The organism is Rhizocola hellebori, from assembly GCF_016862955.1.
Taxonomy (GTDB): Bacteria; Actinomycetota; Actinomycetes; order Mycobacteriales; family Micromonosporaceae; genus Rhizocola; species Rhizocola hellebori.
The window spans coordinates 139,193-165,343 of record NZ_BONY01000014.1 but is presented as its reverse complement, the minus strand read 5'-3'; the positions used below and the strand labels follow the sequence as shown (position 1 = coordinate 165,343).

The window sequence follows — 26,151 nt, the reverse complement described above, 5'->3', positions numbered from 1 at the left end:
TATGTGTAACGCGCGCTCACGCAAACCCCCGTTTCTCAGCTCAACGAAGCGATTCGATGCTGCGCGACGGCGTTGGGGCAGGCGTTACCGCCGAGGGGCTAACCGAGGGTTCGGGCGAAGGTTCCGGCGAGGGCTCGGGTGAAGGCGAAACCGGGGAAGGTGTCGGACTCGCGACAGCTGACGGCGACGGCTCCACCGTGCTCGGCTGCTCGGGCAGCGGGGCAAGGAAGACGGCTTGGTCGAGGCGCAGCACCTCGGGCGCCGGATCGACGGCGCGCACCTCGGGGCGGGCCGCGATCTGCTCGAGTGCCGCCGCGCTGGCCCGAACCACCGCGGCGTAGACGCAGGTGCACCCATCACGGTAGGCGGCCGCTTCGGCCGAAGCGCGGGTCGCGCCATCGAGATAGCTTGTGCGCAACTGATCCTCGGCCGCGTTGACCTCGCTCAGCTTCGCGGCGAGCCGCAGAAACTCATCCGCGTCAGCATCCTTGCGCACGGCCACCTGGCGCATGCCCGCCACGACATCGTCGGGAATGCGGTAGGCCGGGATCCGCACGATCTGGGTTTGCGGCAGCGGCACCCGCGCATAGACCTCGGCCACGGCCACCCCGCCGAGCACCGGCGTGAGCCTGTCCGGCGCCAGATAGGCGCGCAGGCTCACCAGCGCGTAGACCTCAGCCGGGCCCTGTTCTGACAGCGCGGCAAGCTCGCTGTTGCTGGTGCTGACATAGCCCGGGATCGACTGGTTCTGGCCGACTCCAACGTGGACAGTCGGGCCGGCCGGGGTCGAGCCGTGGCCCGGCGCCCGGCGGTGGGTCGCGAAAGCGACCGTGACCAGGGTGGCGACGGTGGCGGTCAGGCCGAGCGCGGTCAGCAGCCGAACCCGCAGCCGTCCGCGGCCGCGCATCTGCGCGAAGCCACGCGCCAGCCTCGGGACGACGACCTCATCAATGTGACGCAGCAACCCGTGCCCGTGCCACTTCATGTTTGCCGCAACACCTCTATCGCGTGGGTCAGATCCTCCGGGTACTCGCTGACGAAGGTCACTTCCTGCTCGGTAGCCGGATGCACGAAGGAAAGCGCACGGGCGTGCAACCATTGCCGGCTCAAGCCAAGCCGGGCGGCCAGAGTGGGGTCGGCGCCATAGGTGAGGTCGCCGACGCAGGGATGGCGCAACGCGGCGAAGTGCACCCGGATCTGGTGGGTGCGGCCGGTTTCCAGATGAACGTCGACCAAACTGGCCGAGGGAAAGGCTTCCAGCGTGTCGTAGTGCGTGACGCTCGGCTTGCCGCCCGACATCACCGCGAACTTGTAGTCGTGCGTCGGATGGCGGTCGATGGGCGCATCTATGGTGCCGCGCAAGGGATCCAGCTGTCCCTGCACTATCGCGTGGTACCGCTTGTCGACCTCGCGCGCCTTGAATGCGCGCTTGAGCACGCTGTAGGCGTACTCGCTCTTGGCCACGACCATCAGCCCCGTCGTCCCGACATCGAGGCGGTGCACCACACCCTGCCGTTCGGCGGCCCCGCTCGTGGCGATGGTGTGCCCCATCGCGGCCAGCCCGCCGATGACGGTCGGCCCTGTCCAGCCCGGGCTCGGATGAGCCGCCACCCCGACCGGCTTGTCCACCACCACGATGTCGTCATCGCTGTAGATGACGTGCAGCCCTTCCACCGGCTCGGCGATCACCTTCGGCGCCGACGGCGGCGCGGGCAGCGTGACCTCCAGCCAGCTTCCCCCGCTCACCTTGTCCGCCTTGGTTTTCACGACCCCGTCGAGCATGGCGTCGCCCGACTCGACCAGGGTGGCAGCTGCCGTACGGGAAAGGCCGAAGAGGCGGGAAACCGCCATGTCCAGGCGCATGCCGTCCAGGCCGTCGGGGACTGGCAGCGAGCGCCTGTCGGGTTCGGTCACCGCAACCGGGTCCCATCTCGTTGCCGGCCCAACAGCTCAAGCAGGACAGCCAGAATCACACCGAAGGTCAGGGCCATGTCGGCGACGTTGAAGATGGCGAAGACCTGGCCGTGCGGGTCGAACAGGCTGAAGAAGTCGACCACGTGGCCGTGGAACACGCCGGGGGCGCGGAAGATGCGATCGATGAGATTGCCCATCGCCCCGCCCAGGACCAGCCCGAGCGCTATGCCCCAGGGCACCGAACGCAGCGTGCGCGCCATCCAGCCGATCCAGATGATCACCACGATCGCGATCATCGGGAAGATGAAGGTGAAGTCGCGGAACAGGCTGAAGGCCGCGCCCGGGTTGCGGGTCAGGGAAAGGTAGACCGCGCCGCCGAGGAGCTTGACCGGTTCATCGGGGTCGAGGAAGCGCGTCGCGAGCTGCTTGGTGAGCAGGTCAAGGCCCACCGCGCCCACGACGGCGATCGCCATGGCCATCAGGGCACGGCCGGTCGGCCGGACAACCCGATCGGCTGGCGATTTCTGCTCCACCTCGGTCTGCACCATCACGCTTCCTTCAGGCCTGGAGCTAGCGCCGCTCCTCGAGTTGCTTGCATGAAACACACAGCGTGGCAGAGGGGAACGCAGCCAGCCGCTCGACCGGGATGGGGTTTCCACACCGCTCGCACCAGCCATAGCTTCCCTCATCGAGCCTCTCCAATGCACGCTCCACCTGGGTGATGCGTTCGAGGATCGCGTTCGCAAGCGTGATCTCCTGCTCGCGTTCGAAGGTCTTTGTCCCGGTATCGGCCTGATCGTCGCCGGCCGAGTCGGTGAGCCGGTCTCGCTGTAGCTCGGCAAGCTCAGTAAGCGTGTGGTCGTACTCTTCCTGCAGCTCGTCTCGACGTGCCGTGAGCGCAATCCGGATCTTCTCGGTCTCCGCGGCGCTCCGCGTGCCTTTCTTCGCCGCAGGCTTTGCGGCTTTCGATTCGGCAGGTTTGACCATCGTCGCTCCCTCAGCGATCTCGGCTTTGCTGGACCGAGCCGCCCTCGGCGTTGCCTGAACGGGGGAATTGTCTGGGTTGTCGACGTCCGTCTTGGCCGTCACGGACTTGTGGGCTCGCGACGTTGCAGCCCCACCTGTGGTCGCGCTCTTGGTGGCGCCTCTGCTGCTAGCTGTCCGCTCTGCCATGGCTCCCCCACATCTATAAACCTGTGCGCGGCTATCGCCGCGCACACGTAAGTAGGCTGGCAAGAATACGGAACGTATGAACGCTCCACAAACATGCCACGCCTGGACTCTCTATTTGCCGCCCTTTTCACGGCTAATTCAGGCAAAAAGGAAGATATCACCTAATCGTTTAGCTCGGCACCCTCTTCTCCGAACCACCGAGCAAGACGGCCTCGTCTGCTAACGGCACGCAACCTTCGCTCGGTCTCGTCGCGGACCTCATCGGTCGCGACGATCAGGAGGCTGTCGTTGGTCTGCAGCCGGGTGTCGCGCTCCGGCACGAAGCCCGAACCGTCGCGCAGCACCAAGGTCACCGAGGCGCCCACCGGCAGCCGCAGCTCATCGAGATAGACGTTGGCCAGCTGGGAACCGTCGGGGATATCGAGCTGGAGCAGATCCGCCCGCATCCGTTCCAGCGGCGCCGTTTCGACCCGAAGCTCGGTCGGCTCGTACGGGGCGGCGACCCCCAAAATCTTCGCGGCCGCCGGCAGGGTGCTGGCCTGCACCAGCGTGAAGATGACCACCAGCACGAAGACCACGTTGAACAGCCACGTCGCATTGGGCACGAACTGGGCCAGCGGGATCGTGGCGAAGACGATCGGCACCGCGCCGCGCAACCCGGCCCACGACAGGAAGGCCTGATCGCGCCAGCTCCAGCCGAAGGGGGTCGCGGCGACGAGGACCGACAACGGGCGCGCCACAAAGGTCAGCACACAGCCGATCACCAGCGCCGGCACCACCACGCCGGGCAGGCCGTCCGGCGAAACCAGCAGCCCGAGCATGACGAACAGGCCGATCTGGGCGAGCCAGGCCACACCGTCGGCGAAGCCCAGGATGGCCTGGCGGTGCGGCAGGCGCGCATTTCCGAGCAACACCGCGGCTACATATACAGCCATGAATCCAGACGCGTGCAGGACGGCGCCGCCGGCGTAGGCGACGAGCATCAGCCCGACCGCGGCCAGCGGATAGAGACCCGCGGAGGGCAGCGCCGCGCGTTTGAGCAGCCAGGTGCCCAGCGCCCCGGTGATCAGGCCGATCACGAGACCGGCCGCCAGCTCGTAGATCAGCATGAGCACCACCACCCACCAGGGGCCGTGCGCGTCCTCGGGCGGGCTCGACAACAGGATCACCAGCAGCACCGCGGTCGGATCGTTCATACCCGACTCGGACTCCAGAACCGACTTGAGCCGGGGCCGGATCGGCAGGCGGCGGAAGACCGAGAAGACAGCGGCGGCATCGGTCGAGCTGATGATCGCCCCCATCAGCAGCGCTGTGCGCCAATCCTGGCCGAGCAGATAGTGAGTGAACAGCGCGACCACGCCGACACTCACGACAACGCCGACCGTCGCCAGCATGATCGATGTGCCGAGCACCGGGCGCATCCGGCTCCAGCGCTCGGTGAGCCCACCCTCGGCGATGATCAGAACCAGCGCCACCGTGCCCAGCCTGCGAGTCAGCTCGGCGTCGCTGAACTCGATGCCGAGGAACGACTCGCCCAGCAGGATGCCGATCGCCAGGTACACCAGAAGCGTTGGCACCCCGAGACGGGTCGACCAGCGCACGGCGGCAACGGAGAAAAGCAGGACGGCTGCGGCGATCAGCAAAACGAGATCGCCGAAGGCCGTCACGACGTGCCGTCCCGCAAAGCGTTGATGCGGTCGGTGAGGTCGGCGGGTGGATCGAGCACCGTGAAGAGTTTGTCGCGGGCCGCTGCGCCAGTTCGCAGCTGGACGGTGGAAGCCGGGACTCCAAGCGCTTGCGCCACCGCGCGCCGGGCCGACTCGGTGGCCCGGCCATCGACCGCGGGCGACTGCACGGCGGCGATCAGCGCCGGCCCGTTCGGTCCGTCATAACAGCCGCCCACCCGTGTCCGCGACGCGCCCGGTTTCACCCTGACCGGGACGATCGCGAACTCAGGTGGGCGGCGAGGCATTCCTTATTGTGCCAGGCGACCGGGAGATCGAAGTTCATACCCTGCGAGCGTCAGCCAACAGAGCGCTATCTGGTTCACACAGGCCGCACGGGCTGAAACCCAGCTCCACGGCCTCCGAAACCGGCAACGGCTCGAACGGTCTTCCGAGCAGATGCACACAACCCGCTACGTGGTACCGGGGCCGGCCGTCGATCACCAGCACGTCGGCCGACATCCGTGCCACCCGAGCCGCATCGGACGCGGTCACCCGCTGGGCCACCGGCTCGTCCGGCGGATCCTCGTCGTCGAGCTCCTCATGCATGGACTGCATGGGAACGCTTACCCCTACCGACTGGGTCGCCTGCAGCGTGTCCACTCCGGACCGCTCAGAAGACGACTCAGCCCAAACACGCTCTGACCGCGCTGGCGGCACCATGGACCGCAGCTCGGGTTCGTCCTCGTACACGGAGGAAGAACGTTGACCGGACCTGCTGGTCCATTGGTCGACCTCGGCGTCGTCGAATTGCTCGTCCTCGTCATCGGATTCGAGGTCCAGCCCGGAACGGCTGGCACCGGCCTGGCGAACCCCCACGACGAGGGCCACCGCGGCCAGCAGACTCGTCCCGATCGAACCGACCAGCAAACCGCTGGACCCATTGATCAAGCCGAGCACGAGCAGAACGACGGCGCCGAGGATGAGCACGAGACTTGCGACAATCACAGCTCACCCCTCGATTACCAATTTCAGGTTGTGTGCTGCCGTCCGGGAATTTCGAGGGGGGGTCGGACGGCAGTCCTACAGGCTCAGCGACCGTTGAAAGCACCGGTGCCAGCGGTCGCTAGACCGCCGCTGCCGGAACCGTCACGCCCGATTTCGGCCTCCAGAGTCTGGCCGCGTCCTTCAAGATCGCGCAGCTGGCTCTCCAGGTAGGCCTTGAGCCGAGTCCGGTATTCGCGCTCGAATTGCTTGAGCGTGTCGATGTGCTGCTGAAGCGCGGTGCGCTTGGCGTCGAGGCCACTGATCGCTTCCTGGTGGCGCTGACGTGCGTCACGCTCAAGCGCATCGGCCTTGGCCCGCGCTTCCCGCGTCACCTCTTCGGCCTTGGACCGGGCCTCACCCAGCACCTTGTCGGCCTCGCGGCGCGCGTCGGAGACGTGATCATCGGCGGTGCGCTGCGCCATCATCAGCACGCGCAGCGCCTGCTGCTCACCGTCCGGGCCGGCAACCGCCCCGGCACCGCCGCGGAACTGCTCAAGCTCGGCCTGCATGGCGCGCGCGGCTTGCTCGGTGGCGACCTTCTCCCGCTGGACGCGGTCGAGCTGAGACTTCATCTCGTTCAGCTCGGCGGCCAGCCGTGGGTCGGGCCCACCGGGACCGGACGGAACCCGGACCGGACCGCCGCGCTCGGACTGCATGCGCAGCTCGGTGTTTTCTTCGATCAGGCGGGCGAGTTCGCGCTCAACCTCGTCAAGGAAGGCGTCGACCTCCTCCTCGTCATAACCCCGCTTGCCGATCGGGGGCTTCTTAAAGGCCACGTTGTGCACGTCGGCCGGGGTGAGCGGCATCGAAACTCCTCGGGTCAGTCGCGGCCGCGTTGGGGCTTTGCTCCTCAGGCTTTCGTCACCCGGGGATCAACGCCTTCACGAGATACTTCAGCAGGAACAGGATTAACAGCAACAGTATGGAGGGCAGGTCGATGCTCACGGTACCAAGACGCAACGGTGGGATCACACGCCTCAACGCTTTGAGGGGCGGATCAGTGACGCTCCACACGAGTTCCAGCGCCGCAGCCGAACCCCGCCCAGGTCGCCAGCGGCGTCCGGTGGTGAGCACGAAGCTCATGATGAACCGCGCGAACAACGCCAGGATGAGCGCGAAGATCAGTAGATAGAGCGCTTGGAGCGGAATCGAGTACACGACAGTGGCGGTCCCTCGCTAGGGCTAACTGTGGTTCAGGAACCTACCCTCAGCGATCTTCGCCTTGTCCTCCGCGGTGACCTGGACGTTAGCCGGTGAGAGCAGGAATACCCTGTTGGTGACGCGCTCGATCGTACCGCGCAACCCGAACGCTAGTCCCGCGGCGAAGTCAACCAAACGCTTCGCGTCCGCTTCGTCCATTTCAGTGAGATTCATGATGACGGGGGAGCCGTCCCGAAACCGCTCCCCGATCTGCCGTGCCTCGTTGTAAGTCGTGGGGTGCAGGGTGGTGATCTGTGTCCGGCGGTCGTCTTCGACGACGGGCGGCGTGGCACGCAACGGCTGGGTCTGCGGCGCCAGCGCGAGGTTGTCCCTCGTCGGCGCCGAAGGCACAGCGCTGACCGGACGCGTGGTGGTGATCGGGCGGACGGTAGCCCTTTCGGCGCGCGCCTGCTCGAGGCGGGCTTCGACATTCATCCGGGTGTCGCGGCCGTCGCGGCCGTCGCGGGGATCGCGGACGTCGCGGGTCAGGACGCGCGGGACGGCCTCACGGACCTCGCGGACATCACGGACTTCGCGGACCTCCCGTTCGGTCTGCGCGGCCATCCGGCTGGAGGCGCGCTCACGCGGACGGGTGATCGCGACTTCAAGATCTTCGTCGTCGTCGAAATCGTCCTCGTAACGATCGCGCGAACGGTCCTCGGCGCGCCTCGGCTGACGGCCGGTCGCGCGCGAATACGTGTCAGCTGGGGCGTCGTCGTACTCGTGGTCGTCGTCATCTTCGACCAGACCGAGCCAGACCCCCGCCTTCCGCAGTGCGCCCATTGCCGCGCCCCTCCGTCCGCCGTGCGGCATGACCCCCGTGCCATGTGCCGCTCTGTCGCGCGTGGACACCATTCAGCGTGCTGGAAGGTGTGACCACACCTCTTGCTTGATAACCACACCCATGTAATTCGGTGCCCGCCGCCAGGCTACCGCAGCGCTGGTCGCTTTCCGAGCAAGGCGCTGCCGATGCGCACATGTGTCGCGCCACAGGCAATGGCCTCTACCAGGTCTTCGCTCATCCCCGCTGATAAAACCGTCGCATCAGGATGGTCCAGCTGGAACATCCGGCTGTACCGCTCCAGTCTGGCAAACGCCACGCCCGGGTCGTCGTTCAGGGGTGCCACAGCCATGAGCCCACGCAGGCGCAACGAGTCCATCGCGAGCACCGCATCGGCCACTTTGGTCAGTTCGCCGGGAGGCACTCCGCCGCGTTGCGGATCGTCGTCGAGGCTCACCTGAATCAAAACCTCCAACGGTGTCCCCTGGCGTCTCTCACCCAGCGCCTTGGCCAATTCGGGACTGTCCACGGAGTGCACCATGCTCGCGTAGGTCACCACGGAACGGGCCTTGTTTCGCTGCAGCTGCCCAATGAAGTGCCAGGTGCCCTCGGGGACCTCGGCCGCCTTGGGCGCAGCCTCCTGGTCCCTGTTCTCACCGAAGTCGGTGACGCCCAGGGAAAGCAGGTGGCGCACATCGGATACGGGGTAGGTCTTCGTCACGGCGATGAGGGTGACTGAAGAGGGATCGCGGCCGGCGGATGCGCAAGCGGCCGCAATGCGCGAACGCACTGCGGCCAAATTGGACGCGATTTCCTGCCTACGATCCATTCTTGAGGAAGTCTGGTACGTCAACGTCGTCAAAGAGGACCTTGCGCTGGCCCTGGGACGGCGGTGGCGCGCTGACCGGCGTCGGGTGGCGCAGGGTTGGCGTCTCCACGGGCGGTGCCACCCGGCGGATCTCAGCGGGCTTGTAGGACGGCGTGCCACCGTCGAAGCCGGCCGCGATCACGGTCACCCTCACCTCGTCGCCGAGGGCGTCGTCGATGACCGCACCAAAGATGATGTTCGCGTCGGCGTGAGCCGCGTCGGTGACCAGCTGAGCCGCATCGTTTATTTCGAACAGGCCCAGGTCGGATCCACCCGCGATGGACAGCAGCACCCCACGCGCGCCGTCCATGCTCTGCTCCAGCAGCGGGCTGGAGATGGCCCGCTCGGCCGCCTCCACCGCACGGTTGTCGCCACGGGCGCTGCCGATGCCCATGAGCGCACTGCCCGCGCCGCTCATCACGCTCTTCACGTCGGCGAAGTCCAGGTTGATCAGACCCGGCGTGGTGATCAGGTCGGTGATGCCCTGGACACCGGAGAGCAGCACCTGGTCGGCCTGGCGGAACGCATCCATCATCGTGATACCGCGGTCGCCCAGCGCCAGCAGCCGGTCGTTGGGGATGACGATGAGCGTGTCGCACTGGTTGCGCAGCTCCTCGATGCCCGTCTCGGCCTGGACCTGACGACGCTTGCCCTCAAAGGAAAACGGACGGGTCACCACGCCGATGGTCAGGGCACCCAGCTTGCGGGCGATGTTGGCCACCACCGGCGCCCCACCTGTCCCCGTCCCGCCGCCCTCGCCACACGTCACGAAGACCATGTCGGCACCGCGAAGCACTTCCTCGATCTCGTCACGGTGATCCTCGGCCGCGTTCTTGCCCACGTCCGGGTTGGCTCCCGCGCCCAACCCGCGCGTGAGTTCGCGGCCCACATCGAGCTTCACATCGGCGTCGCTCATCAGCAGAGCCTGCGCGTCGGTGTTGATCGCGATGAACTCCACGCCCTTGAGGCCAACCTCGATCATGCGGTTGACCGCGTTGACGCCGCCGCCGCCGATGCCGACGACTTTGATGACGGCGAGGTAATTGTGCGGAGGTGTCATCGCAAACCCTCAACCTCTACTAGAGCCTTATAGCTATGTCAACTACTGTTCTGCCCGAAAACGTAGGCGTCGGTACCGTGTGATCCAAGGACCGCTGCGGCGTGTCCCTTATTGGATCGTCACGATCTCCGGGACGCTGACGTCTATCCGCTTGCCTTTCTGGGTCAGCAAAGCGGTAGCGACCTTCGCCTTGAGTTCGCTTTCTTCCGCGTCGCCCCAGGTAACCATACGATCTTTCTGCAAGAGCAGCTGTATTCCAGCTGGCCCATTCACTACGAGTCTGGTCAATTGGGCACGCAGCTCGGCGGTGAGCGAGGCGATCACCTTCAATGCGTCGCGCATCGCCCTGTCCGGTGGCATGTTTTGGGGCAGCGTCACTTCGACGGTGTCCGCGGGTGCCGCAGGCGCCGAAAGGAACTGCACCCCGAACTTGTCGAACACGTGGAACACGGTGTCCTGCTTGACCACCGCGACACCGACCCGCTCGGTCACCTTGATGTGCAACGTGGAGGGCCAGCCGCGGGTCACCTCCACCGACTCGACGGGCGGCAGTTTGGCTATCCTCTCCGCCACACCATCGGTGTCCACCCGGGTCAGCGGCTGGCCTATCGGGACGGCCGCGGCCTGAGCCACCTCTTCCTCGGCGAGCAGACCCACCCCGGCGATCTGAACCTGTTTGATGCCGAACAGCGGAGAAACGAAGATGATCCAGCCGGTCAGGCCGATGACCGCCATCGTCGCCGCGATGAGAGTCCATGGCACCGCGGCCAGCTGGGACGGCCTGGCTCGGGACATGAGGCGGCGCAACGAATCCGGGACGGCGTCCTTACCCGCGCGCACCAGGCGCCAGCGGCGGCTGCCATCCTCCTCAACGGGTCCGGTTGGCAAGGCTCAGCCCAGCCCTCTAGTCCGCGTTCTTGGAGTGCCGTGGCGCGTAGGTGGCATCGAGGTCGTCGCCGCTCATCCGGCGGGTCAGCGCCTCGATCAGCTCCTCACCCATCAGCGAGATCGGCGGCGCGCCCATGGTGACCACCACGTCGCCCTCACGGGCTCGCCGGACCACCTCGCCCGGCACGTCCTCCCAGGACGGGACGAAGACCTTGCGCTCGGCCGGGATCGGGATCGCCCCGGTCAGGGCCACCCCGCCCTCGCCGGGCTCACGCACCTCGCCCGGTCCGAAGACCTCCATCATCACGACCTCGTCGGCCAGGGCCAGCGCGGCGGCGATCTCGGTCTGCAGATCGCGGGTGCGGTAGACGCGGTACGGCTGGAACACCACGACCAGGCGGCCTTCGCCGGCCACCTCGCGCAGGGTCTGCAGCGCGGCGTGCATCGAGGTCGGGTGATAGGCGTACTCGTCGTAGATGCGCACCCCGCCGACGATGCCCTTGAGCTCGAAACGGCGGCGCACTCCCGGATGCACGGCCAGCGCGGCGGCCACCACGTCCGGGTCGAGCCCGAGCCGCAGCGCGGTGAGCACCGCGGCCGCGCTGTTGAGGCCGAGATGGCGGCCGGGAACCGGAAGCGTGAACTCGCCCAGCGGCTCGCCGTTCAGCGCGGCCAGGTAACGCACCCCGGACGCGTTCGAGTGGATCTCCGACAGGTGCAGGTCGGCGTCCTCGGCCTCGCCGTAGGTGTAGACGCTGCGGCCCGCTTCACGCAGCCGCTGCGCCACCTTGCGCACGCCGGGATCGTCGGCACAGGTGACCACGAAGCCGTCGGCGTCGGTGAGGTTGCCGAATTCGACGAACGCATCCTCAAGCCCGGCCAGATCGCCGTAGGTGTTGAGGTGGTCGGCGTCGACGTTGGTGATGATGGCGACGTGTGGCCGGTACAGCAGAAAGGTTCGGTCATGCTCATCGGCCTCGGCCACGAAGTACTCGCCGCTGCCATGGTGGGCGTTCGACCCGACCTCCGAGATCTCGCCCCCGATCACGAACGACGGGGAGAGCCCGGCGTGCTGAAGGACCAGGGTGAGCATTGAGGTCGTGGTGGTTTTTCCATGGGTACCAGCAATGGCGATCGTTCGCCGCCCGGTCATCGCCGCCGCGAGCGCCTCGGAGCGGTGCAGAATGCGCAAACCGCGGCGGCGCGCCTCGACCAGCTCAAGATGGTCCTGCGGGATGGCCGTGGAGTAGACGACGGTGTCTACGCCCTCGAGGTTGGAAGCCTCGTGGCTCATGTACACGGTGCCGCCCAGGGCCCGCAGCGCGGCCAGCGAGGGCCACTCCCGCAGCTCCGAGCCGGAAACCGGGACACCCCGGGTCAGCAGCAGCCGGGCCAGCCCGGACATGCCAACGCCGCCCACCCCGATGAGGTGCACGTGCCCCAGATCCTCCGCGGCTAGCACACCCGCGGGAATCATCTCCGCCGTCTCCACGGCTTCCTCCAATAACTAGCGTTTGACCGCTGAAAGCACGAACCTGCGCAGCTCCTCGTCACCGTCGCGCCGGCCGTAAGCCGATGCGGCCGCGCTCATCTCGGCCAGCCGAGCCCGATCCACCACCAGCGGCAGCACGTTCTGCTCGATCCACTGCGTATTCAGCTCGGAGTCGTCGACGAGGAGACCTCCACCTGCCTCAACGACCGGAAGCGCATTGCGCCGCTGTTCACCGTTTCCATATGGCAGCGGCACGAAAACCGCGGGAAGCCCGACCGCCGCCGTCTCGGCGCAGGTCATCGCGCCTCCACGACACAGCACGAGGTCGGCCGCGGCGTAACCGAGCTCCATTTCATTGATGAACTTCACCCGAACGTAGGGCGCCGCCAACCCCGACGGCACCTCAACATCTTCGTTGCGCGCGCCGATCACGTGCAGCACCTGGACGCCTGCCTCGGTCAGCGCCTTGGCCGATCCGGCCACCGCGAGGTTGATCGAGCGGGCACCCTGCGAAGCGCCGAAGACGAACAGGGTCGGGCGGTCCGGGTCGAGCCCGAAATGGGCGCGGGCCCGCTCGCGCCAGGCGGCTCGGTCGAGGCTGGCGATCGCGGTGCGCAGCGGGATGCCGGTCACCGTCGCCTTGCGCAGCGCCTCGGACTGCTGGGGCTGATGAGGGAAGCCCACGGCCACGTTCTTGGTGAAGCGCATGCCGAGTTTGTTCGCCACCCCCGGCGGCACGTTCACCTCATGGATCACCAACGGGGTGTGCCGGCGCCAGGCCGCCAGATAGGCCGGAACCGAGACGTAGCCGCCGAAACCGACCACGGCATCGGCCTCGACCTCGTCGAGGATGGCACGGGCGGCTCGGGCCGAGCGCCACATCCGGTCGGGGGTGCGGATCAGGTTCATGTTGACCGAACGCGGCAGCTGATAGGCGGGGATGTGCCGCAGCTCGTATCCGGCCGCCGGAATCAGGTCGGTCTCCAGGCCGCGCGGTGTCCCCAGACAGGTGATCCTGATCGAGGGGTCATGGCGGCGCAGGCAATCCGCGAACGCCAATAGGGGGTAAATATGTCCACCGGTACCGCCACCGGCCAAGACCACGCTCTTCATGCGTTCACGCTCCTCTGTTCCGTCGACTCCACGTCGGCCGGACGCGCGGGCGCCGGAAGTGGAGGCAACGGCGCCCAGACTAGCTGGGCCCATTTCGCCGGCGGACGCGCATGCAGCGCGGCGGACGCATCCGGCTCGGCGCGGGCGAAAGACGCGAGCATGCCCACAGCGGCTAGCGTAACCACGAGCGCGGTGCCGCCGTCGGAGATGAACGGCAACGGCAGTCCCGTGATCGGGAGCAGTTTGACCACTCCGCCGATGTTGATGAACGCCTGGCCGACCAGCCACAGGGTCACCGCGCAGGCGGCCATCCGCCGGAACGGGTCGGTGACCCGCCGCGCTATCCGCATGCCCGAGTAGGCCAGGACGGCGAAGAGGGTCAGCACCACCAGGCAGCCGACCACTCCCAGCTCCTCGGCGATGACCGCGAAGATGAAGTCATTGTGGGCGCTGGGCAGCCAGCCCCAGGTGAGCCGGCCTTTGCCCAGCCCGACCCCGAACCAGCCGCCGTCGGCGATGGCGAGCAGGCCCTGCTTGGCTTGGTAGCACTGGTCTTTGACGCACTTGACGATTTCGGCGTCGGATTGGAAGAACGAGCCGAACCGCGCCGAGCGGTACTGGGACTTGCCCGGAGCCATGATCAGACCGGCGATGCCGATGAGCGCCGCGCCGAGCATCATGCCGAAGAAGCGCAGCGGCACCCCGGCCGCCCAGAGCAGGCCCACGAAGAGGATCACCAGGCAGAGCATGGACCCCAGATCGGTGTAGCCCACCAGCACGAAGAGCATGCCGACCGCGGGGAACAGCGGCATCACCAGCTCGCGCCAGTGCACCACCCGGCGGCCCTTGCGGGTCAGCACGTCGGCCCCCCACAGCACGAGGGCGAACTTCGCCAGCTCGGAGGGCTGCAGCTGGACCGGGCCCAGATAGAGCCAGAGCGTCTCGGAGTGCACCGGCCCGATGCGCGGTTGCGGCAGCACCCCCGACGCGTGCAGCAGGGCCAGCCCATCCATGATCAGAAGCAGGATCAAGGTGATGATCACCGCGGTCGGGGCCAGCGCGCGGAAGGTGCGCCGCGGCAGCCGCTGGCAGATCCAGAAGGCGGCCAGCCCGATCACGGCCGCGCCGACCTGCTGCACGATCACCGAGTAGGAGTTTCCGTCGAAGTGGGCGCGCACGTTGGTAGCGGAGAAGACCATCGCCAGCCCGATCACGAGCAGCAGCCCGGAACTGGCCAGCAGGAGATAGTACGAGGCGAGTGGGCGATCCAGCAGGCCACGCAGAACAGCCAGCCACATCAAGGGATCGCGCTGAGGCGAACGCTCACTCTCCGGGGCAAGTGTCATAAGCCTCGCACCGCCGAAGCGAAGGCGTCACCCCGATGCGCGTAGCTGGCGAACATGTCCAGCGACGCCGCGGCGGGAGCGAGCAGCACTGTATCGCCCGGCATGGCCATGCGGGCTGCGGCGCTCACTACCTCCCCCATCGCTCCATCATCGGTACGGGACACCTCCACGACCGGCAGGCGGGGCGCGTGTCGCGAGAGTGCTTCAAGAACCTGTGCCCGGTCTATGCCGAGAACCACGGCACCGGCCAGGCGCGGAGCTATCCGGGCCACGAGATCATCGATGTCGACGCCCTTGAGCTGACCGCCGGCCACCCACACGATGCGCGGGTAGGCGAGCAGCGAAGCCAGGGCGGCATGCGGGTTGGTGGCCTTGCTGTCGTCCACATAGGACACGTCGTTGACCGTGGCGACCGGGGCATTGCGATGCGGCTCGGGGACGTAGTCCGTCAAACCGGCCCGGATCGCCTCGTGCGACACCCCGATGGACAGGGCGAGGGCCGATGCGGCCAGCGCATTGGCCACGTTGTGGGCCCCGCTCGGCTTGATGTCGGCCACATTGGCCAGCTCGAAGGCATCGCCGGGGTTGATCCGGTCGATCAGGAGGTCCTCCACGACTCCGACGCAGCCCGGTGGTGGTACCCCCAAAGTGAAGCCAATCTTGCGACCCGGAGCGTGCTCCAGAGCCTCGGCGACACGTGGGTCATCGAGGTTGCCCACGGCCACGCCACCCCGCCAAATGGCGGTTTTGGCCTTGGCGTATTCGTCGAAGCCACCGTGCCAGTCGAGATGGTCGTCGGCGAGGTTGAGCATGGCACCGCCCTGCGGGGCCAGGGTGGACGACCAATGCAGCTGGAAGCTGGAAAGCTCGACAGCCAGCACGTCATAGCCGGTTTGGGCATCCACCAGCGGCACGCCGATGTTGCCCAGCGCGGCCGTGCGCAGACCCGCGGCGCGCAGGATCGAGGCGAGCATGGTGGTGGTCGTCGTCTTGCCGTTGGTGCCGGTGATGCCCAGCCAGATCGGGGCATCCGGGCCGCGCAGCCGCCAGGCCAGCTCCGGCTCGCTGTAGACGTCCAGCCCCTTGGCGAGGGCGGCAACCGGCAGCGGATGGTGCGGTGGGATGCCGGGCGAGAGCACCACTTCGTCCACTCCGGACAGAAGCTGCGAGGGCTCCGGGTCGCCGATGATCACCTCAATCCCGGCTTCGGCAAGTGCCGGGTCGGCGCTGTGCTGGTCGACCACGCGGACCTGGTGGCCGAGCCGGTGCAGGGCCAGCGCGCTTGCCGCCCCGGCCACACGGGCACCGACCACTAGATATTTCAAGGCATTGTCCGGAGGAAGTCGCTGTAGAAGATACCGAGACCGAGCGCCACGCAGAGGCCACCGACGATCCAGAACCGGATCACGATATTGACTTCGCTCCATCCCACCAACTCAAAGTGGTGCTGGAGCGGGGACATTCGGAATATCCGTTTACCGGTCGTCTTATAGGAGATCATCTGGAGGATCACCGAGCCCATGAGGATGACGAAGAGACCGCCGATGATCGGCAACAGCAGCTCGGTGCGGGTGGCCAGCGCCGCGCCGCCGATGAGGCCACCAAGGCCGAGCGCGCCGGTGTCGCCCATGAAGATGCGGGCCGGGGAGGCGTTCCACCACAGGAAGCCGACGCATGCGCCGGCAGCGGCAGCGCAAATCAGCGCTATCTCGAGCGGATCTCGTACGTCGTAGCAATAGTTACCCGGCTTGGCGTAGGTCCAGTCACCGCACCAGTGCTGGTACTGCCACGCGCCGATGAAGCTGAACGCGCTGAGCACCATCACGCTCGTACCGGTGGCCAGCCCGTCGAGACCATCGGTGATGTTCACCGCGTTGCTGGTCGCGATGATGATGAACACGAACAGGATGACCGCGCCCACCTTGCCGATGTTGAGCCAGTCAATGTCCTTGATGAAGGAGACCTTGGTCGAGCCGACGGTCTCGTTGTTGGTGCTCGGGTAGTAGAGGGCGACCACGCCGAAAGCCACGCCCACCAGCAGCTGGCCCATCAGCTTTCCGCGCTTGCTCAGCCCGCCGCTGTTGCGCTTGCGCACCTTGAGCAGGTCGTCGATGAAGCCGACCGCGCCGCAGAAAACGAAGAGCCCCAACAGAACCAGCGCGGTGATGGTCGGCGTGACCTGGGCGATCTGCTCGACCGGCAGGGTCATCAGGGCGAGGTGGCCGATGACGTAGGCGATGACGGTGGCCACGATGAAGACCACACCACCCATGGTCGGCGTGCCCCGCTTGCCCTCGTGCGGCGGCACCGGCCCGACCGGAGCATCCGTCCGGATCGGTTGCGCCGCTTTGAGTTTGATGAAGAGCCGGATGGCGAACGGGGTCCCGAAAAGGGACACCACGAACGCCACGATGCTTGCTATGAATACCGCTCTCATGACGTCTGGTCTCGCAGGAAGTCGGCCACGTCCCAGGTGCGGTAGCGGGAACCCTTCACCAGGATCACATCGCCCGGCTGCATCCGTTGTTTCACCGCGGCAATTGCCGCCGCCTGATCGCTGACGAGCACCGACTCACCTTCCCAAGACCGCACCGTAGCCGCTCCGTCGAGGATCGGGGCAGCCGACTCCTGCACCGCGATGAGCACGTCCACGCCGAGGGTCGCGGCCAGCGCGCCCACCTCGGCATGTCCCTGCCGCTCGGAGTCGCCAAGCTCGGCGTGGTAACCGAGAACAGCGATCTTGCGGCGGCCCGCACCGGCCGCCGCGAGCGCTTGCAATGCCGCGGCGGTGGATGCTGGATTCGCGTTGTATGAGTCGTCGATGACCGTGACACCGTCGGCACGGTCGAAAACATCCATCCTTCGGGCCGAAATCGGCTTCAGGTCGGCCAGCACCTCCGCCACATCGTGGCGATCCATGCCACAGTCCTCGGCCACCTCGGCCGCCAGGAGGGCATTGCCGACCTGGTGAGCGCCACTGAGCTGGAGCTGGACCCGCTCGCCGCGGAAGCGGAAGGACGGCCGGCCCATCGGGTCGAGAGTCACCTCTTTGTCAGCCGTGGTGACCAGGACGACCTTCGCCGGGCTGACCGCCGCCATCGCCGCGACGGCTGGATCGTCGCCATTGAGCACCGCGAGCCCGTGTGGGGGCAGCGCCTGGATCAGTTCCGCCTTCGCCCGCGCGATCGCCTCCACCGAGCCGAACTCGCCGAGGTGGGCCACGCCGACATTGACGACCACGCCGATGACAGGAGGCGCGATCTGGCACAGATAGGTCAGGTGGCCCTGGCCCCGGGCACCCATCTCCAGCACCAGAAACTCGGTGCGTTTGTCGGCCTGCAGCACGGTGTGCGGCAGACCCAGCTCGTTGTTGAAACTGCCGGCCGGGGCGATGGTCTTGCCGATCTGCGACAGCAGCTGGCCGATCATGTCCTTGGTGGAGGTCTTACCCGACGAGCCGGTGATGCCGATGATGGTGAGTGCCTCAAGCCGATCCACCAGCGCACGGGCCAGCAAACCCATGGCCGCGCGCGGGTCGGCAACCACCACCGAGGACACCCCGTCGACCGGCCTGCTGCTGAGAATGCCGACCGCGCCCGCCTGCGTGGCCGCGACGGCATAGTCGTGCCCGTCAACATTGTCGCCGACGAACGCGACGAAAAGCCCACCCGGCCCGGCTTTGCGCGAGTCGAACTCCACCGAGCCGGTGACGAGAGCATCGCCGCCATGCAGCGTGCCACCAACGATCGCCGCAATCTCGCTCAGCTTGAACGGAATCATGCTTGCGCCGCTTTCAGAGCCAAGGTCAGCTCGACTCGGTCGTCGAAGGGCAGGGTCTCGCCGTTGATTTCCTGGCCGCGCTCATGGCCCTTGCCGAGCAGCGCGACGATGTCACCCGGCTTGGCGTGGTGCACCGCTTCCACGATGGCCTCCCGCCGGCCCGGAATCTCGATCACCGTGCCGCCGCCGGAAAACGCCCGCGCCCCGGCCATCACCGCCGCCCGGATCGCCGCCGGGTCCTCCGTGCGCGGGTTGTCATCGGTCACGATGAGCAGATCCGACCCTTGGGCCGCCGCCGATCCCATGTGCGGCCGCTTGCCCTTGTCGCGATCGCCGCCCGCACCCAGGACGCAGATCACCCGCCCGCTGCGCGCTTGGGCAAGCTCGCGAAGCGCAGCGAGGACCGCCACGATGGCATCGGTCTTGTGCGCATAGTCGACAACCCCGATGATCTCGCCCGGCGCCTTCACCCGCTCCAGCCTTCCCGGCACACCCGGGCACGCGGCCACCCCGGCCGCGGCCACCTCGGGACGCACCCCGGCCCCGGCCAGAGCCGCCAGCGCAAGCAGGGCGTTGGCGATGTTGTGCCGGCCGGGCAGGCTGACTCCCGCGGTGAGATGGCCCATCGGGCCGTAGGCGGTGAAGGTCTGGCCGAAACCGTCGTCGGTCACCTCTGCAGCGCGCCAGGTTGCCTTCCGCGCACCGGAAGCCGAATAGGTGACCGTTCCGGCCTTGAGCAACGGCGTCAAGGCCTCGTCGTCAAGGTTGAGAATCTCGATCGGGGCGCGCCCGTCGAACAGCTTTGCCTTGGCCGCGAAGTAGTCGGCCGAGTCGGTGTGGAAGTCGAGATGGTCGGTGCCGAAGTTGGTCCAGCCCACCACGTCGAAACGGACCCCGCCGACACGGCCCATGGCCAGCGCGTGGCTGGAGACCTCCATCACCATGGTGGTCACCCCGCGCTCGAGCGCCAGCGCGAAAAGCGCGTGCAGGTCCGGTGCCTCGGGGGTGGTGCGCACACTCTCCAAAACCGTGTCGCCTAAACGGGTTTCGACCGTTCCGATCAGCCCGGTGACCCTTCCGGCGGCGCGCAGCCCGGCCTCGATGAGGTAGGCCGTCGACGTCTTGCCCGCGGTGCCGGTGATCCCGATGATGGTGAGCTTCGCCGACGGTTCTCCGTACACCAGATCGGCCACCGCTCCCAGCACGCCTCTGGGATCGGCCACCACCAAGACCGGTACCGGGAGGTCGAGCGGCCGATCGGTGAGCACCGCGACCGCGCCCGCGTCGATGGCCGCCTGGGCGAACTCGGCCCCGTGCCGGCGTGAGCCGGGCAGAGCCGCGTAGAGGTCACCCGGCTTAACCTGGTCGCTGGCGTGAGTCACCCCGGTGACCCCGGCATCTTGCGACACCGCGGCCCCTACGAGCGCAGCCACGGAGATCAGCGGGACGGCCTGGACGGAGCTCGGGCGGAAATTGCCGGACACGAGGTTTGACCTTAGCCCATCACTCATTTCTACAGTCACGCGGTAATAACGAAGTCGGGCGGCTTAGTGCCCGTCGGCGGCACCTTGAAGTGCCGCAACGTGTAGCCCATCATGTCGCGGAAGGCCGGGCCGGCCACCGCGCCACCGCCACCACCGGCCGTGTGCGCGAAGACAGCGATCACGTAGCGCGGCTGATCCGCGGGTGCCATCCCGATGAAGGAAGCCACTTCGCCCGGAATGTATTTGCCATCCTTCACCTGGGTACCAGTGCCCGTCTTGCCGGAAATCCGATAGCCGGCCAGGCGCGCGTTCACACCGGTGGCGTCATCGAGCACGGTGACCGCCTCCATGATCTGGCGCAGTGACGCGGCGTTCTCCGCACTGATCACGCGATGGGACTTGGCCGCGGCCGCGGGAGTGACCTTGCCGTCGGGCTCGCAGATCTCCTTGATCAGATGCGGCTGCACCCACACCCCGTCGTTGGCGATGGCCGCGTAGACCGCCGCCATCTGCAGCGGCGTCACCGCGACACTGTGCCCGATCGGGATCGAGCCGTAGGAGCTGCCGCTCCAGTTCTCCGGCGGCTGAACCAGGCCCGGCGCCTCACCCGGCACCCCGATGCCGGTCTCGGTGCCCAGGCCGAACAGCCGCTGATAGTCGTAAAGCTTTTGTGCGCCAAGGGCTTCCACCACCTTGATGGTGCCCACGTTGGACGAGTACGCCATCAGGCCGGGCATGGTCAGATGGGTACCGGCCGGGAAGGGATGCCCGTCCTTGAAGGTGGTGTCCCCCTTGCGGATGGTCGGCGCCACCTCGACCGTCGAGGTCGGCGTGATCACGCCCTCCTGCAGGGCCGCCGAAAGCACGATCGCCTTGTGGATCGAGCCTGGGTCCACGACGTAGTTGGTCGCCATGTCGACCCGCTCGGACGCCTTTGAGGCGTCGGCGTTCTTGGCCGAATATGTCGGATAGCTCGCCTGCGCGACCACTTCCCCGGTGCGCGCGTCGAGCACGATCGCCGCGGCCCAGGTGGCGTTCTTTTCGCGCATCTTCTCGGCCAGGATGCGCTGGGTCATGAACTGGACATCCCGGTCGATGGTCAGCTTGAGCGACTTACCGGGCTTGGCCGGAGTCACCAGCTGATATCCACCGGGGATCGGCTTGCGCAGATCGCCCTGCCCGACTTCGAAGACGAACTTGCCGTCCCGGCCGCGCAGGTCCGAGTCGAAACGCGCCTCTATCCCGCCCAGGCCGGTCAGGTCGGTACCCGTGAAACCGATGATATTTGCGGCAAGGTCGTCGCCGGGCACCTCACGGCGCTCGTCGCGGTCGACGATGATGCCCTTCAGTTTCAGGCTCGAGATCGCGGTCGCCTGTTCCACATCGACCCCGCGCTTGAGCCAGACGAAGCGCACCGCTTTGCCGGTCAGCTCGTCCTTCTTCTTCTGCATGGCGGCGAACAACTCCGACGCCGCGACGCCGAGCAGTGGCGAGAGCTGGGCGGCCACCGCCGCGGGATCGGTCACCAGCCCCGGGTCGGCGGCCACGTACCGGGCCTCGATGCTGCGTGCCAGCACCGCCCCTTCGCGGTCGAGAATCGACCCGCGGGGCGCGGGCAGCACCACGGTCTTGAGCCTGTCCTGCAGACCCGCGGCCGCATAGGCCGGCGCGTCGGTGAGCTGAAGGTGAACCAGCCGAACCCCGATGATGACGAACAGCAGCAAGGAAATCGCGGTCGCGAGGCGTAACCGCCGCTTGGGATGCCCGAGCCGGGGCGGGGTGACCGTCACGACCGGTTTGATGGGACGCCGCTGCGGGGCGCGCCTCGGCGCCGGCCTTCCCCGCATCGCGGCGCGGGTGGCCGCCCGATCGCGCGGGACCACCACGCGCGCCGGCTTCTCGGCGCGCTCCGGCCTCTCCCCGCGCTCGGGTCTTTCGCTGCGGTTGATGGCATCGGTGTCGCGGGTGGTACGGCCGCGCGGCGTGTAGGCGCGCGCGTCCCCTATCCCGCTGCGCCGCCTGCGATTGTCGTCCCCGGCCACCGTCGTCCCTTCCCCCTGGTGCAGATGCCGGCCGGGGTAATCCCCGGCCGGCTCATGCCTACTGACTGGCGTTGCTGGGTGCGCCCGTGGCCGGACGCGGCACGCCGATCACCTTGCCGTCCGGCAGCAGGATGAACGCGGGCGGACCCGGGTCGGACAGGCCGAGCTTGGTGGCCGCCGCGGCCAGGCTTCCCGGCGACTCCTTCTCGGCGATGAACTGCTCCAGCTGCTGCTGACGCAGGTCGAGCTCGGCTTGGGACGCGCGCAGCGCGTCGAGCTTGAAGGCGTTCTGGTTGATCTTTGAGTTGAGCACGAGGATGCCAAGGACCCCGGCTACCACCACCACCACAAGCGCCACGATGAACGGTGTGCGAGGCACGGCCACCGGCACCGGCGGCGCGAGCCGGATCTTCAGTCGCGCCTTGCGCTCCCCCAGCGACTCGGCGGGCCCCGGACCCGTGACCAGCCCTTCGAAACTTGGCTCCACAGCCTGGTCCACGCCCCGACCCCCCGGGCGCCCACCCTGCTGCGGCAGCTTGCTGCGCGGCGACGCCCGCAGCGGTGTAGTTGTCATGTTGATCGCCCCCTACTAAATCTGTTGCACGGCGCGCAGTCGCACCGACGCCGCTCTCGGGTTGTGCTCGACCTCCGCTTCGCTCGGAAGCTCAGCCCCACCCCGGGTCAAGAGCTTCAGCGTGGGCCCTGTCCCCGGCAGCTCGACCGGTAACCCGATCGGTGCGTTGCTGCGAGCACGGGCCGCGAAGATCTGCTTGGTGATCCGGTCCTCAAGCGAGTGGTACGAGAGCACCACCACCCGCCCGCCGGGTTTGAGCGCGTCGATCGCGGACGGCAACGCTCTTTCCCAGGTGGACAGCTCACCGTTGACCTCAATGCGCAAGGCCTGGAACGTCCGTTTCGCTGGATGTCCCCCGGTGCGCCTCGCCGGTGCCGGAATCGAATCCCGGACCAGCTCGGCCAGATACGCCGACGATGTGATCGGCGCCTTTGCCCGTTCCCGCACGATCGCCCCCGCGATCCGTGACGCGAACTTCTCTTCTCCGTAAACCCGGAGCACCCGGGCCAGTTCCTGTGCGGTGTACTCGTTGACCACCTGCCCGGCGGTCATTCCTGTCGTCTGATCCATCCGCATGTCCAGCGGCGCGTCCTGGGCGTAGGCGAACCCACGGTCGGCCTGATCGAGCTGAAGGGACGAAACACCCAGGTCGAACAGCACGCTGTCGACCCGGTCGAACCCGAGTTTTGTCAGCACCTGCGGCAGCTCGTCGTAGACGGCGTGCTCCAAGTGCACCCTGTTGGCGTAAGCGGCGAGCCGCTCCCGTGAGTGCGCCAGTGCCTCAGTGTCCCGATCCAGTCCAATCAGGACAGTTTCGGGATGCGCTTGCAGCACGGCTTCGGCGTGCCCGCCGAGGCCCAGCGTGGCATCGACGTGAACCGCGCCGGGACGGTTCAGGGCCGGCGCGAGGAGCTCTAGACAGCGTTCCAGAAGCACCGGCACGTGCTTCCCCCGGTGTGCTGCCATGATCACCTCCCAAGACCGTCGTACCGCCAGATCCCCATCCGCTGCCCGCCTTCTGACGGCGCGCCTGGAATCGGGGAAGTGATCCCAGGAGCCGAAGCGGGTGGAGATCTCGCGGTACGTCAGCTTTGTGTTGCCGCCCTAAAGACCGCCCGGCAGCACCCCCTCCTCGATGTCTGCGAACTGCTGCTCGCTGGCCTCGAGATAGGTGGCCCACGCCTGCGTGTCCCAGATTTCCACTCTGGTGCTCGCACCGATGACGACAAGCTCGCGTTCCAGACCCGCGTATTCCCGCAGATGCGCCGGGATGGTCACCCGTCCTTGCTTGTCCGGGATCTCGTCATGGGCGCCGGCGAAGAAGACCCGGCCGTAGGCACGCGCTGCTTTGTTGGTGACTGGAGCCTCCGCAAGCTGTTCCGCGATGCGCTGGAATTCAGGCGTCGTGAAGACGTAGAGACAGCGCTCCTGTCCTTTCGTGATCACCACACCTCCCGCCAACTCTTCCCGGAACCGGGCGGGCAGGATGAGCCGGCCTTTTTCGTCCAGCCGGGGATTATGGGTGCCAAGAAACACGCCCCCCACCCCCTAAGTGCCGACCCGATTCGCGTCAGGCCCGCACGTACTGTTTGCCGACGGACCCGCCAGCCCGCCATAGGGCCCCACTTTACTCCACTTCCCTCCCCGGTCAATGCAAAATCCTCCTTAACAGCGACGGGACGCTCCACATTTACCTGGTCAGCGGTTTGGTTACGGCCTGCCAAGGTCACGTTCCCGACAGGATGTGTTCCGGTAACCTCTCCTCGTGACCGAGAACCTCGAGCCGGTAGCAGGCGACAAGAAACTCCCGTTGCGCGCCACCCTCGCCGCGTCGGTGTCGCGCACCGCCGCCGCGCTGTCGCGCGCTACCGGGCGCGGCGACGGCTCGGTCATCGGCGGCAAGCTCGGCATGATGATCGATCCCGATCTGCTTGCCCACCTGGCGGCCGGCCGCCAGATCGCGCTCGTCTCCGGCACCAACGGCAAGACGACCACCACGCGTTTCACCGCCGCCGCGCTTGGCGTGCTGGGCGAGGTGGCGACAAATTCCTTTGGCGCCAACATGCCCACCGGGCACACCTCCGCGCTGGCGCGTGCGGGCAGCACACCCTTCGCCGTGCTGGAGGTCGACGAGCACTGGCTGCCCAAGGTGATTAACGCCACCAGCCCCCTGGTGGTCGCGCTGCTCAACCTTTCCCGCGACCAGCTCGACCGGGCGCGCGAGGTGGCCATGATGGCGCAGCTGTGGCGCGACACGTTCGAGCAGCACCCCGAGATCCACCTCGTGGCCAACGCCGACGACCCGATGGTGGTCTACGCCGCGGGCAAGGCCACCGATGTCACCTGGTTCTCCGCGGGCCAGCGCTGGCGCGAGGACGCCCATGTCTGCCCGGCCTGCAATTCCCACATCGAGCGCCAGGGCGACGACTGGCGCTGCCAGAACGGAGATCTGGTCCGGCCGCGTCCACAGTGGACGATCGACGGCAGCGCCGTCATCGACCCCACCGGCAAGCGGCACGAGCTCAAGCTTCAGCTGCCCGGTCAGGTCAACGTGGGCAACTCCGCGACCGCGCTTGCGGTCGCCTACTTCTTCGGCGTCGACCCGACCGAAGGCGCGCCCAAGCTCGCCGACGTCGCCAGCGTCGCCGGGCGCTACGCCCAGGTTGAGCGCAAAGGCCGCCAGATTCGCCTGCTGCTGGCCAAAAATCCGGCTAGCTGGCTCGAAGCCTTCGACATGGCACAGGACGCGCCCACCCTGCTGGCCATCAACGCGCGCGATCCCGACGGTTACGACACGAGCTGGCTTTTCGACGTGGACTTCTCCCCGCTGCGGGGCCGCCAGGTGCTCATCACCGGCGAGCGCGCCTACGATCTCGCTGTCCGGCTACAGGTCAACGGCGTCGAGTTCGCCCACGTGACGACCTTCGCCAAGGCGATCGACTCCGCGCCGCCGGGACGCCTCGAGGTCATCGCCAACTACAGCGCCTTCCAGGACATCAGAGCGGAGCTTGACCGTGTCGTCTAGCGCATTGCAAATCGTCTGGGTGTACCCCGATCTGCTCTCCACCTATGGCGATCGCGGCAACATGCTCATCCTCGCCCACCGCGCCCGGTCGCGCGGGATCCCCGCCGACACCCACGAGGTGTTCCTCAACGAGGCGCTGCCCGCCGGCGACATCTACCTTCTCGGCGGGGGCGAGGACGGGGCTCAAGCACTTGCCGCGCAACGCTTGCTGGCCGACCGGGGGCTGCACCGCGCGGTCGACCGGCGCGCTGTGGTTTTCGCGGTCTGTGCCGGGTACCAACTGATGGGCAGTAGCTTTTTCGCCAAAGGCGCCAAGTGTGAAGGCCTCGGGCTGCTCGACCTCTACTCAGACCGCGGCCCACACCGGGCCGTCGGCGAGGTCGGCGGCGAGGTCGACCCGAAGCTCGGCCTGCCCACCCTGACCGGTTTCGAAAACCACGGCGGCAGAACCCATCTGGGTCGCGGCGTGCGCCCACTGGCCTCGGTCAAGGTGGGCATCGGCAACGACGGCAAGACCGAAGGCGCCTGGAACGGAACGGTTCTGGGCACCTACTGTCACGGCCCCGCCCTCTCCCGCAACCCCGCACTGGCCGATCTGTTGCTGCGCTGGGCCACCGGCGAGGACAACCTGCCGGCTCTCGACGAGACCTGGCACAACCGCCTGCGCAACGAACGCCTCACCTTCACCGGCATGGCCTGA

26 protein-coding genes are annotated in these 26,151 nt (G+C 67.3%); 2 read left to right on the top strand and 24 right to left on the bottom strand.

From position 1 onward, the window contains the following. Positions 1-40 precede the first annotated feature (40 nt). The 24 genes from Rhe02_RS14140 to mraZ form a co-directional block, all read right to left on the bottom strand. Entirely contained in the window at positions 41-985 is a 945-nt protein-coding gene (locus Rhe02_RS14140) for a hypothetical protein (protein ID WP_203908641.1), read from the bottom strand. Beyond that, the gene (locus Rhe02_RS14135; protein WP_203908670.1) at positions 982-1,863 is read right to left on the bottom strand and encodes an RluA family pseudouridine synthase; all 882 of its coding nucleotides are present in this window, start codon (positions 1,861-1,863) and stop codon (positions 982-984) included. Before Rhe02_RS14135 ends, Rhe02_RS14140 begins: the two co-directional genes overlap by 4 nt. A 47-nt stretch (positions 1,864-1,910) precedes the next feature. Further along, positions 1,911-2,462: a signal peptidase II gene (gene lspA, locus Rhe02_RS14130; RefSeq protein ID WP_203908640.1), complete on the bottom strand. Its 552-nt coding sequence runs from the start codon at positions 2,460-2,462 to the stop codon at positions 1,911-1,913. Between the two features lie 22 nt (positions 2,463-2,484). After that, positions 2,485-2,901 (bottom strand): TraR/DksA family transcriptional regulator, encoded by a 417-nt coding sequence (locus Rhe02_RS14125; RefSeq protein WP_203908639.1) that lies wholly within the window; start codon positions 2,899-2,901, stop codon positions 2,485-2,487. A 347-nt stretch (positions 2,902-3,248) separates the two neighbouring features. Continuing rightward, on the bottom strand, positions 3,249-4,754 hold the full coding sequence (locus Rhe02_RS14120) for a potassium/proton antiporter (RefSeq protein ID WP_203908638.1): 1,506 nt from the start codon (positions 4,752-4,754) through the stop codon (positions 3,249-3,251). Further along, positions 4,751-5,059, bottom strand: a complete 309-nt coding sequence (locus tag Rhe02_RS14115; protein ID WP_203908637.1) for a DUF167 domain-containing protein — start codon at positions 5,057-5,059, stop codon at positions 4,751-4,753. The genes Rhe02_RS14120 and Rhe02_RS14115 overlap by 4 nt, the downstream gene beginning before the upstream one ends. A gap of 34 nt (positions 5,060-5,093) precedes the next feature. Continuing rightward, positions 5,094-5,759: a hypothetical protein gene (locus Rhe02_RS14110; protein WP_203908671.1), complete on the bottom strand. Its 666-nt coding sequence runs from the start codon at positions 5,757-5,759 to the stop codon at positions 5,094-5,096. A gap of 83 nt (positions 5,760-5,842) precedes the next feature. Further along, positions 5,843-6,604: a DivIVA domain-containing protein gene (locus Rhe02_RS14105; protein ID WP_203908636.1), complete on the bottom strand. Its 762-nt coding sequence runs from the start codon at positions 6,602-6,604 to the stop codon at positions 5,843-5,845. A 55-nt stretch (positions 6,605-6,659) separates the two neighbouring features. After that, positions 6,660-6,956, bottom strand: a complete 297-nt coding sequence (locus Rhe02_RS14100) for a YggT family protein (RefSeq protein ID WP_203908635.1) — start codon at positions 6,954-6,956, stop codon at positions 6,660-6,662. A gap of 24 nt (positions 6,957-6,980) precedes the next feature. After that, positions 6,981-7,781: a cell division protein SepF gene (locus tag Rhe02_RS14095; protein ID WP_203908634.1), complete on the bottom strand. Its 801-nt coding sequence runs from the start codon at positions 7,779-7,781 to the stop codon at positions 6,981-6,983. A 146-nt stretch (positions 7,782-7,927) separates the two neighbouring features. Then, positions 7,928-8,608 (bottom strand): YggS family pyridoxal phosphate-dependent enzyme, encoded by a 681-nt coding sequence (locus Rhe02_RS14090; RefSeq protein ID WP_203908633.1) that lies wholly within the window; start codon positions 8,606-8,608, stop codon positions 7,928-7,930. Beyond that, positions 8,598-9,707, bottom strand: coding sequence for a cell division protein FtsZ (gene ftsZ / locus Rhe02_RS14085; RefSeq protein ID WP_203908632.1), 1,110 nt, complete (start codon positions 9,705-9,707; stop codon positions 8,598-8,600). Before ftsZ ends, Rhe02_RS14090 begins: the two co-directional genes overlap by 11 nt. A gap of 108 nt (positions 9,708-9,815) precedes the next feature. Then, positions 9,816-10,595: a cell division protein FtsQ/DivIB gene (locus Rhe02_RS14080; RefSeq protein ID WP_203908631.1), complete on the bottom strand. Its 780-nt coding sequence runs from the start codon at positions 10,593-10,595 to the stop codon at positions 9,816-9,818. Between the two features lie 16 nt (positions 10,596-10,611). Continuing rightward, complete coding sequence (gene murC / locus Rhe02_RS14075; RefSeq protein WP_203908669.1) at positions 10,612-12,072, bottom strand: UDP-N-acetylmuramate--L-alanine ligase; 1,461 nt, start codon at positions 12,070-12,072, stop codon at positions 10,612-10,614. A 30-nt stretch (positions 12,073-12,102) separates the two neighbouring features. Further along, positions 12,103-13,200: an undecaprenyldiphospho-muramoylpentapeptide beta-N-acetylglucosaminyltransferase gene (murG, locus tag Rhe02_RS14070; RefSeq protein ID WP_203908630.1), complete on the bottom strand. Its 1,098-nt coding sequence runs from the start codon at positions 13,198-13,200 to the stop codon at positions 12,103-12,105. After that, a complete protein-coding gene (locus tag Rhe02_RS14065; protein WP_203908629.1) occupies positions 13,197-14,546 on the bottom strand; it encodes an FtsW/RodA/SpoVE family cell cycle protein in 1,350 nt (449 codons plus the stop codon). The genes murG and Rhe02_RS14065 overlap by 4 nt, the downstream gene beginning before the upstream one ends. Further along, complete coding sequence (murD, locus tag Rhe02_RS14060) at positions 14,543-15,871, bottom strand: UDP-N-acetylmuramoyl-L-alanine--D-glutamate ligase (RefSeq protein WP_203908628.1); 1,329 nt, start codon at positions 15,869-15,871, stop codon at positions 14,543-14,545. Before murD ends, Rhe02_RS14065 begins: the two co-directional genes overlap by 4 nt. Further along, complete coding sequence (mraY, locus tag Rhe02_RS14055) at positions 15,868-16,983, bottom strand: phospho-N-acetylmuramoyl-pentapeptide-transferase (protein ID WP_203908627.1); 1,116 nt, start codon at positions 16,981-16,983, stop codon at positions 15,868-15,870. Before mraY ends, murD begins: the two co-directional genes overlap by 4 nt. Next, on the bottom strand, positions 16,980-18,326 hold the full coding sequence (locus Rhe02_RS14050; RefSeq protein ID WP_203908626.1) for a UDP-N-acetylmuramoyl-tripeptide--D-alanyl-D-alanine ligase: 1,347 nt from the start codon (positions 18,324-18,326) through the stop codon (positions 16,980-16,982). The genes mraY and Rhe02_RS14050 overlap by 4 nt, the downstream gene beginning before the upstream one ends. Next, complete coding sequence (locus tag Rhe02_RS14045) at positions 18,323-19,849, bottom strand: UDP-N-acetylmuramoyl-L-alanyl-D-glutamate--2,6-diaminopimelate ligase (RefSeq protein WP_239123807.1); 1,527 nt, start codon at positions 19,847-19,849, stop codon at positions 18,323-18,325. Before Rhe02_RS14045 ends, Rhe02_RS14050 begins: the two co-directional genes overlap by 4 nt. Continuing rightward, on the bottom strand, positions 19,846-21,657 hold the full coding sequence (locus Rhe02_RS14040; protein ID WP_203908668.1) for a peptidoglycan D,D-transpeptidase FtsI family protein: 1,812 nt from the start codon (positions 21,655-21,657) through the stop codon (positions 19,846-19,848). The genes Rhe02_RS14045 and Rhe02_RS14040 overlap by 4 nt, the downstream gene beginning before the upstream one ends. Before the next feature lie 253 nt (positions 21,658-21,910). After that, positions 21,911-22,426 carry a cell division protein FtsL gene (ftsL, locus tag Rhe02_RS14035; protein ID WP_203908624.1) on the bottom strand — a complete coding sequence of 172 codons (516 nt, stop codon included), beginning with the start codon at positions 22,424-22,426 and terminating at the stop codon, positions 21,911-21,913. Between the two features lie 15 nt (positions 22,427-22,441). After that, positions 22,442-23,392, bottom strand: coding sequence for a 16S rRNA (cytosine(1402)-N(4))-methyltransferase RsmH (rsmH, locus tag Rhe02_RS14030; protein ID WP_203908623.1), 951 nt, complete (start codon positions 23,390-23,392; stop codon positions 22,442-22,444). Between the two features lie 138 nt (positions 23,393-23,530). Beyond that, complete coding sequence (mraZ, locus tag Rhe02_RS14025) at positions 23,531-23,962, bottom strand: division/cell wall cluster transcriptional repressor MraZ (RefSeq protein WP_203908622.1); 432 nt, start codon at positions 23,960-23,962, stop codon at positions 23,531-23,533. Positions 23,963-24,191: 229 nt separating this feature from the next. Here mraZ and Rhe02_RS14020 point away from each other — a divergent pair, with 229 nt between their 5' ends. Both Rhe02_RS14020 and Rhe02_RS14015 read left to right on the top strand, forming a co-directional pair. Then, the gene (locus Rhe02_RS14020) at positions 24,192-25,451 is read left to right on the top strand and encodes a MurT ligase domain-containing protein (RefSeq protein WP_203908621.1); all 1,260 of its coding nucleotides are present in this window, start codon (positions 24,192-24,194) and stop codon (positions 25,449-25,451) included. Next, the gene (locus tag Rhe02_RS14015) at positions 25,441-26,151 is read left to right on the top strand and encodes a type 1 glutamine amidotransferase (protein WP_203908620.1); all 711 of its coding nucleotides are present in this window, start codon (positions 25,441-25,443) and stop codon (positions 26,149-26,151) included. Before Rhe02_RS14020 ends, Rhe02_RS14015 begins: the two co-directional genes overlap by 11 nt.

Coding starts and splice junctions, on each gene's coding strand:
- Rhe02_RS14125 (WP_203908639.1), bottom strand. CDS start 2,901: ATGGTCAAACCTGCCGAATCGAAAGCCGCAAAGCCTGCGGCGAAGAAA.
- Rhe02_RS14105 (WP_203908636.1), bottom strand. CDS start 6,604: ATGCCGCTCACCCCGGCCGACGTGCACAACGTGGCCTTTAAGAAGCCC.
- lspA (WP_203908640.1), bottom strand. CDS start 2,462: ATGGTGCAGACCGAGGTGGAGCAGAAATCGCCAGCCGATCGGGTTGTC.
- Rhe02_RS14040 (WP_203908668.1), bottom strand. CDS start 21,657: ATGCGGGGAAGGCCGGCGCCGAGGCGCGCCCCGCAGCGGCGTCCCATC.
- ftsZ (WP_203908632.1), bottom strand. CDS start 9,707: ATGACACCTCCGCACAATTACCTCGCCGTCATCAAAGTCGTCGGCATC.
- mraY (WP_203908627.1), bottom strand. CDS start 16,983: ATGAGAGCGGTATTCATAGCAAGCATCGTGGCGTTCGTGGTGTCCCTT.
- Rhe02_RS14090 (WP_203908633.1), bottom strand. CDS start 8,608: ATGGATCGTAGGCAGGAAATCGCGTCCAATTTGGCCGCAGTGCGTTCG.
- Rhe02_RS14115 (WP_203908637.1), bottom strand. CDS start 5,059: ATGCCTCGCCGCCCACCTGAGTTCGCGATCGTCCCGGTCAGGGTGAAA.
- Rhe02_RS14050 (WP_203908626.1), bottom strand. CDS start 18,326: ATGATTCCGTTCAAGCTGAGCGAGATTGCGGCGATCGTTGGTGGCACG.
- murC (WP_203908669.1), bottom strand. CDS start 12,072: ATGATTCCCGCGGGTGTGCTAGCCGCGGAGGATCTGGGGCACGTGCAC.
- Rhe02_RS14140 (WP_203908641.1), bottom strand. CDS start 985: ATGAAGTGGCACGGGCACGGGTTGCTGCGTCACATTGATGAGGTCGTC.
- ftsL (WP_203908624.1), bottom strand. CDS start 22,426: ATGACAACTACACCGCTGCGGGCGTCGCCGCGCAGCAAGCTGCCGCAG.
- Rhe02_RS14095 (WP_203908634.1), bottom strand. CDS start 7,781: ATGGGCGCACTGCGGAAGGCGGGGGTCTGGCTCGGTCTGGTCGAAGAT.
- rsmH (WP_203908623.1), bottom strand. CDS start 23,392: ATGGCAGCACACCGGGGGAAGCACGTGCCGGTGCTTCTGGAACGCTGT.
- Rhe02_RS14135 (WP_203908670.1), bottom strand. CDS start 1,863: ATGCGCCTGGACATGGCGGTTTCCCGCCTCTTCGGCCTTTCCCGTACG.
- murG (WP_203908630.1), bottom strand. CDS start 13,200: ATGAAGAGCGTGGTCTTGGCCGGTGGCGGTACCGGTGGACATATTTAC.
- Rhe02_RS14065 (WP_203908629.1), bottom strand. CDS start 14,546: ATGACACTTGCCCCGGAGAGTGAGCGTTCGCCTCAGCGCGATCCCTTG.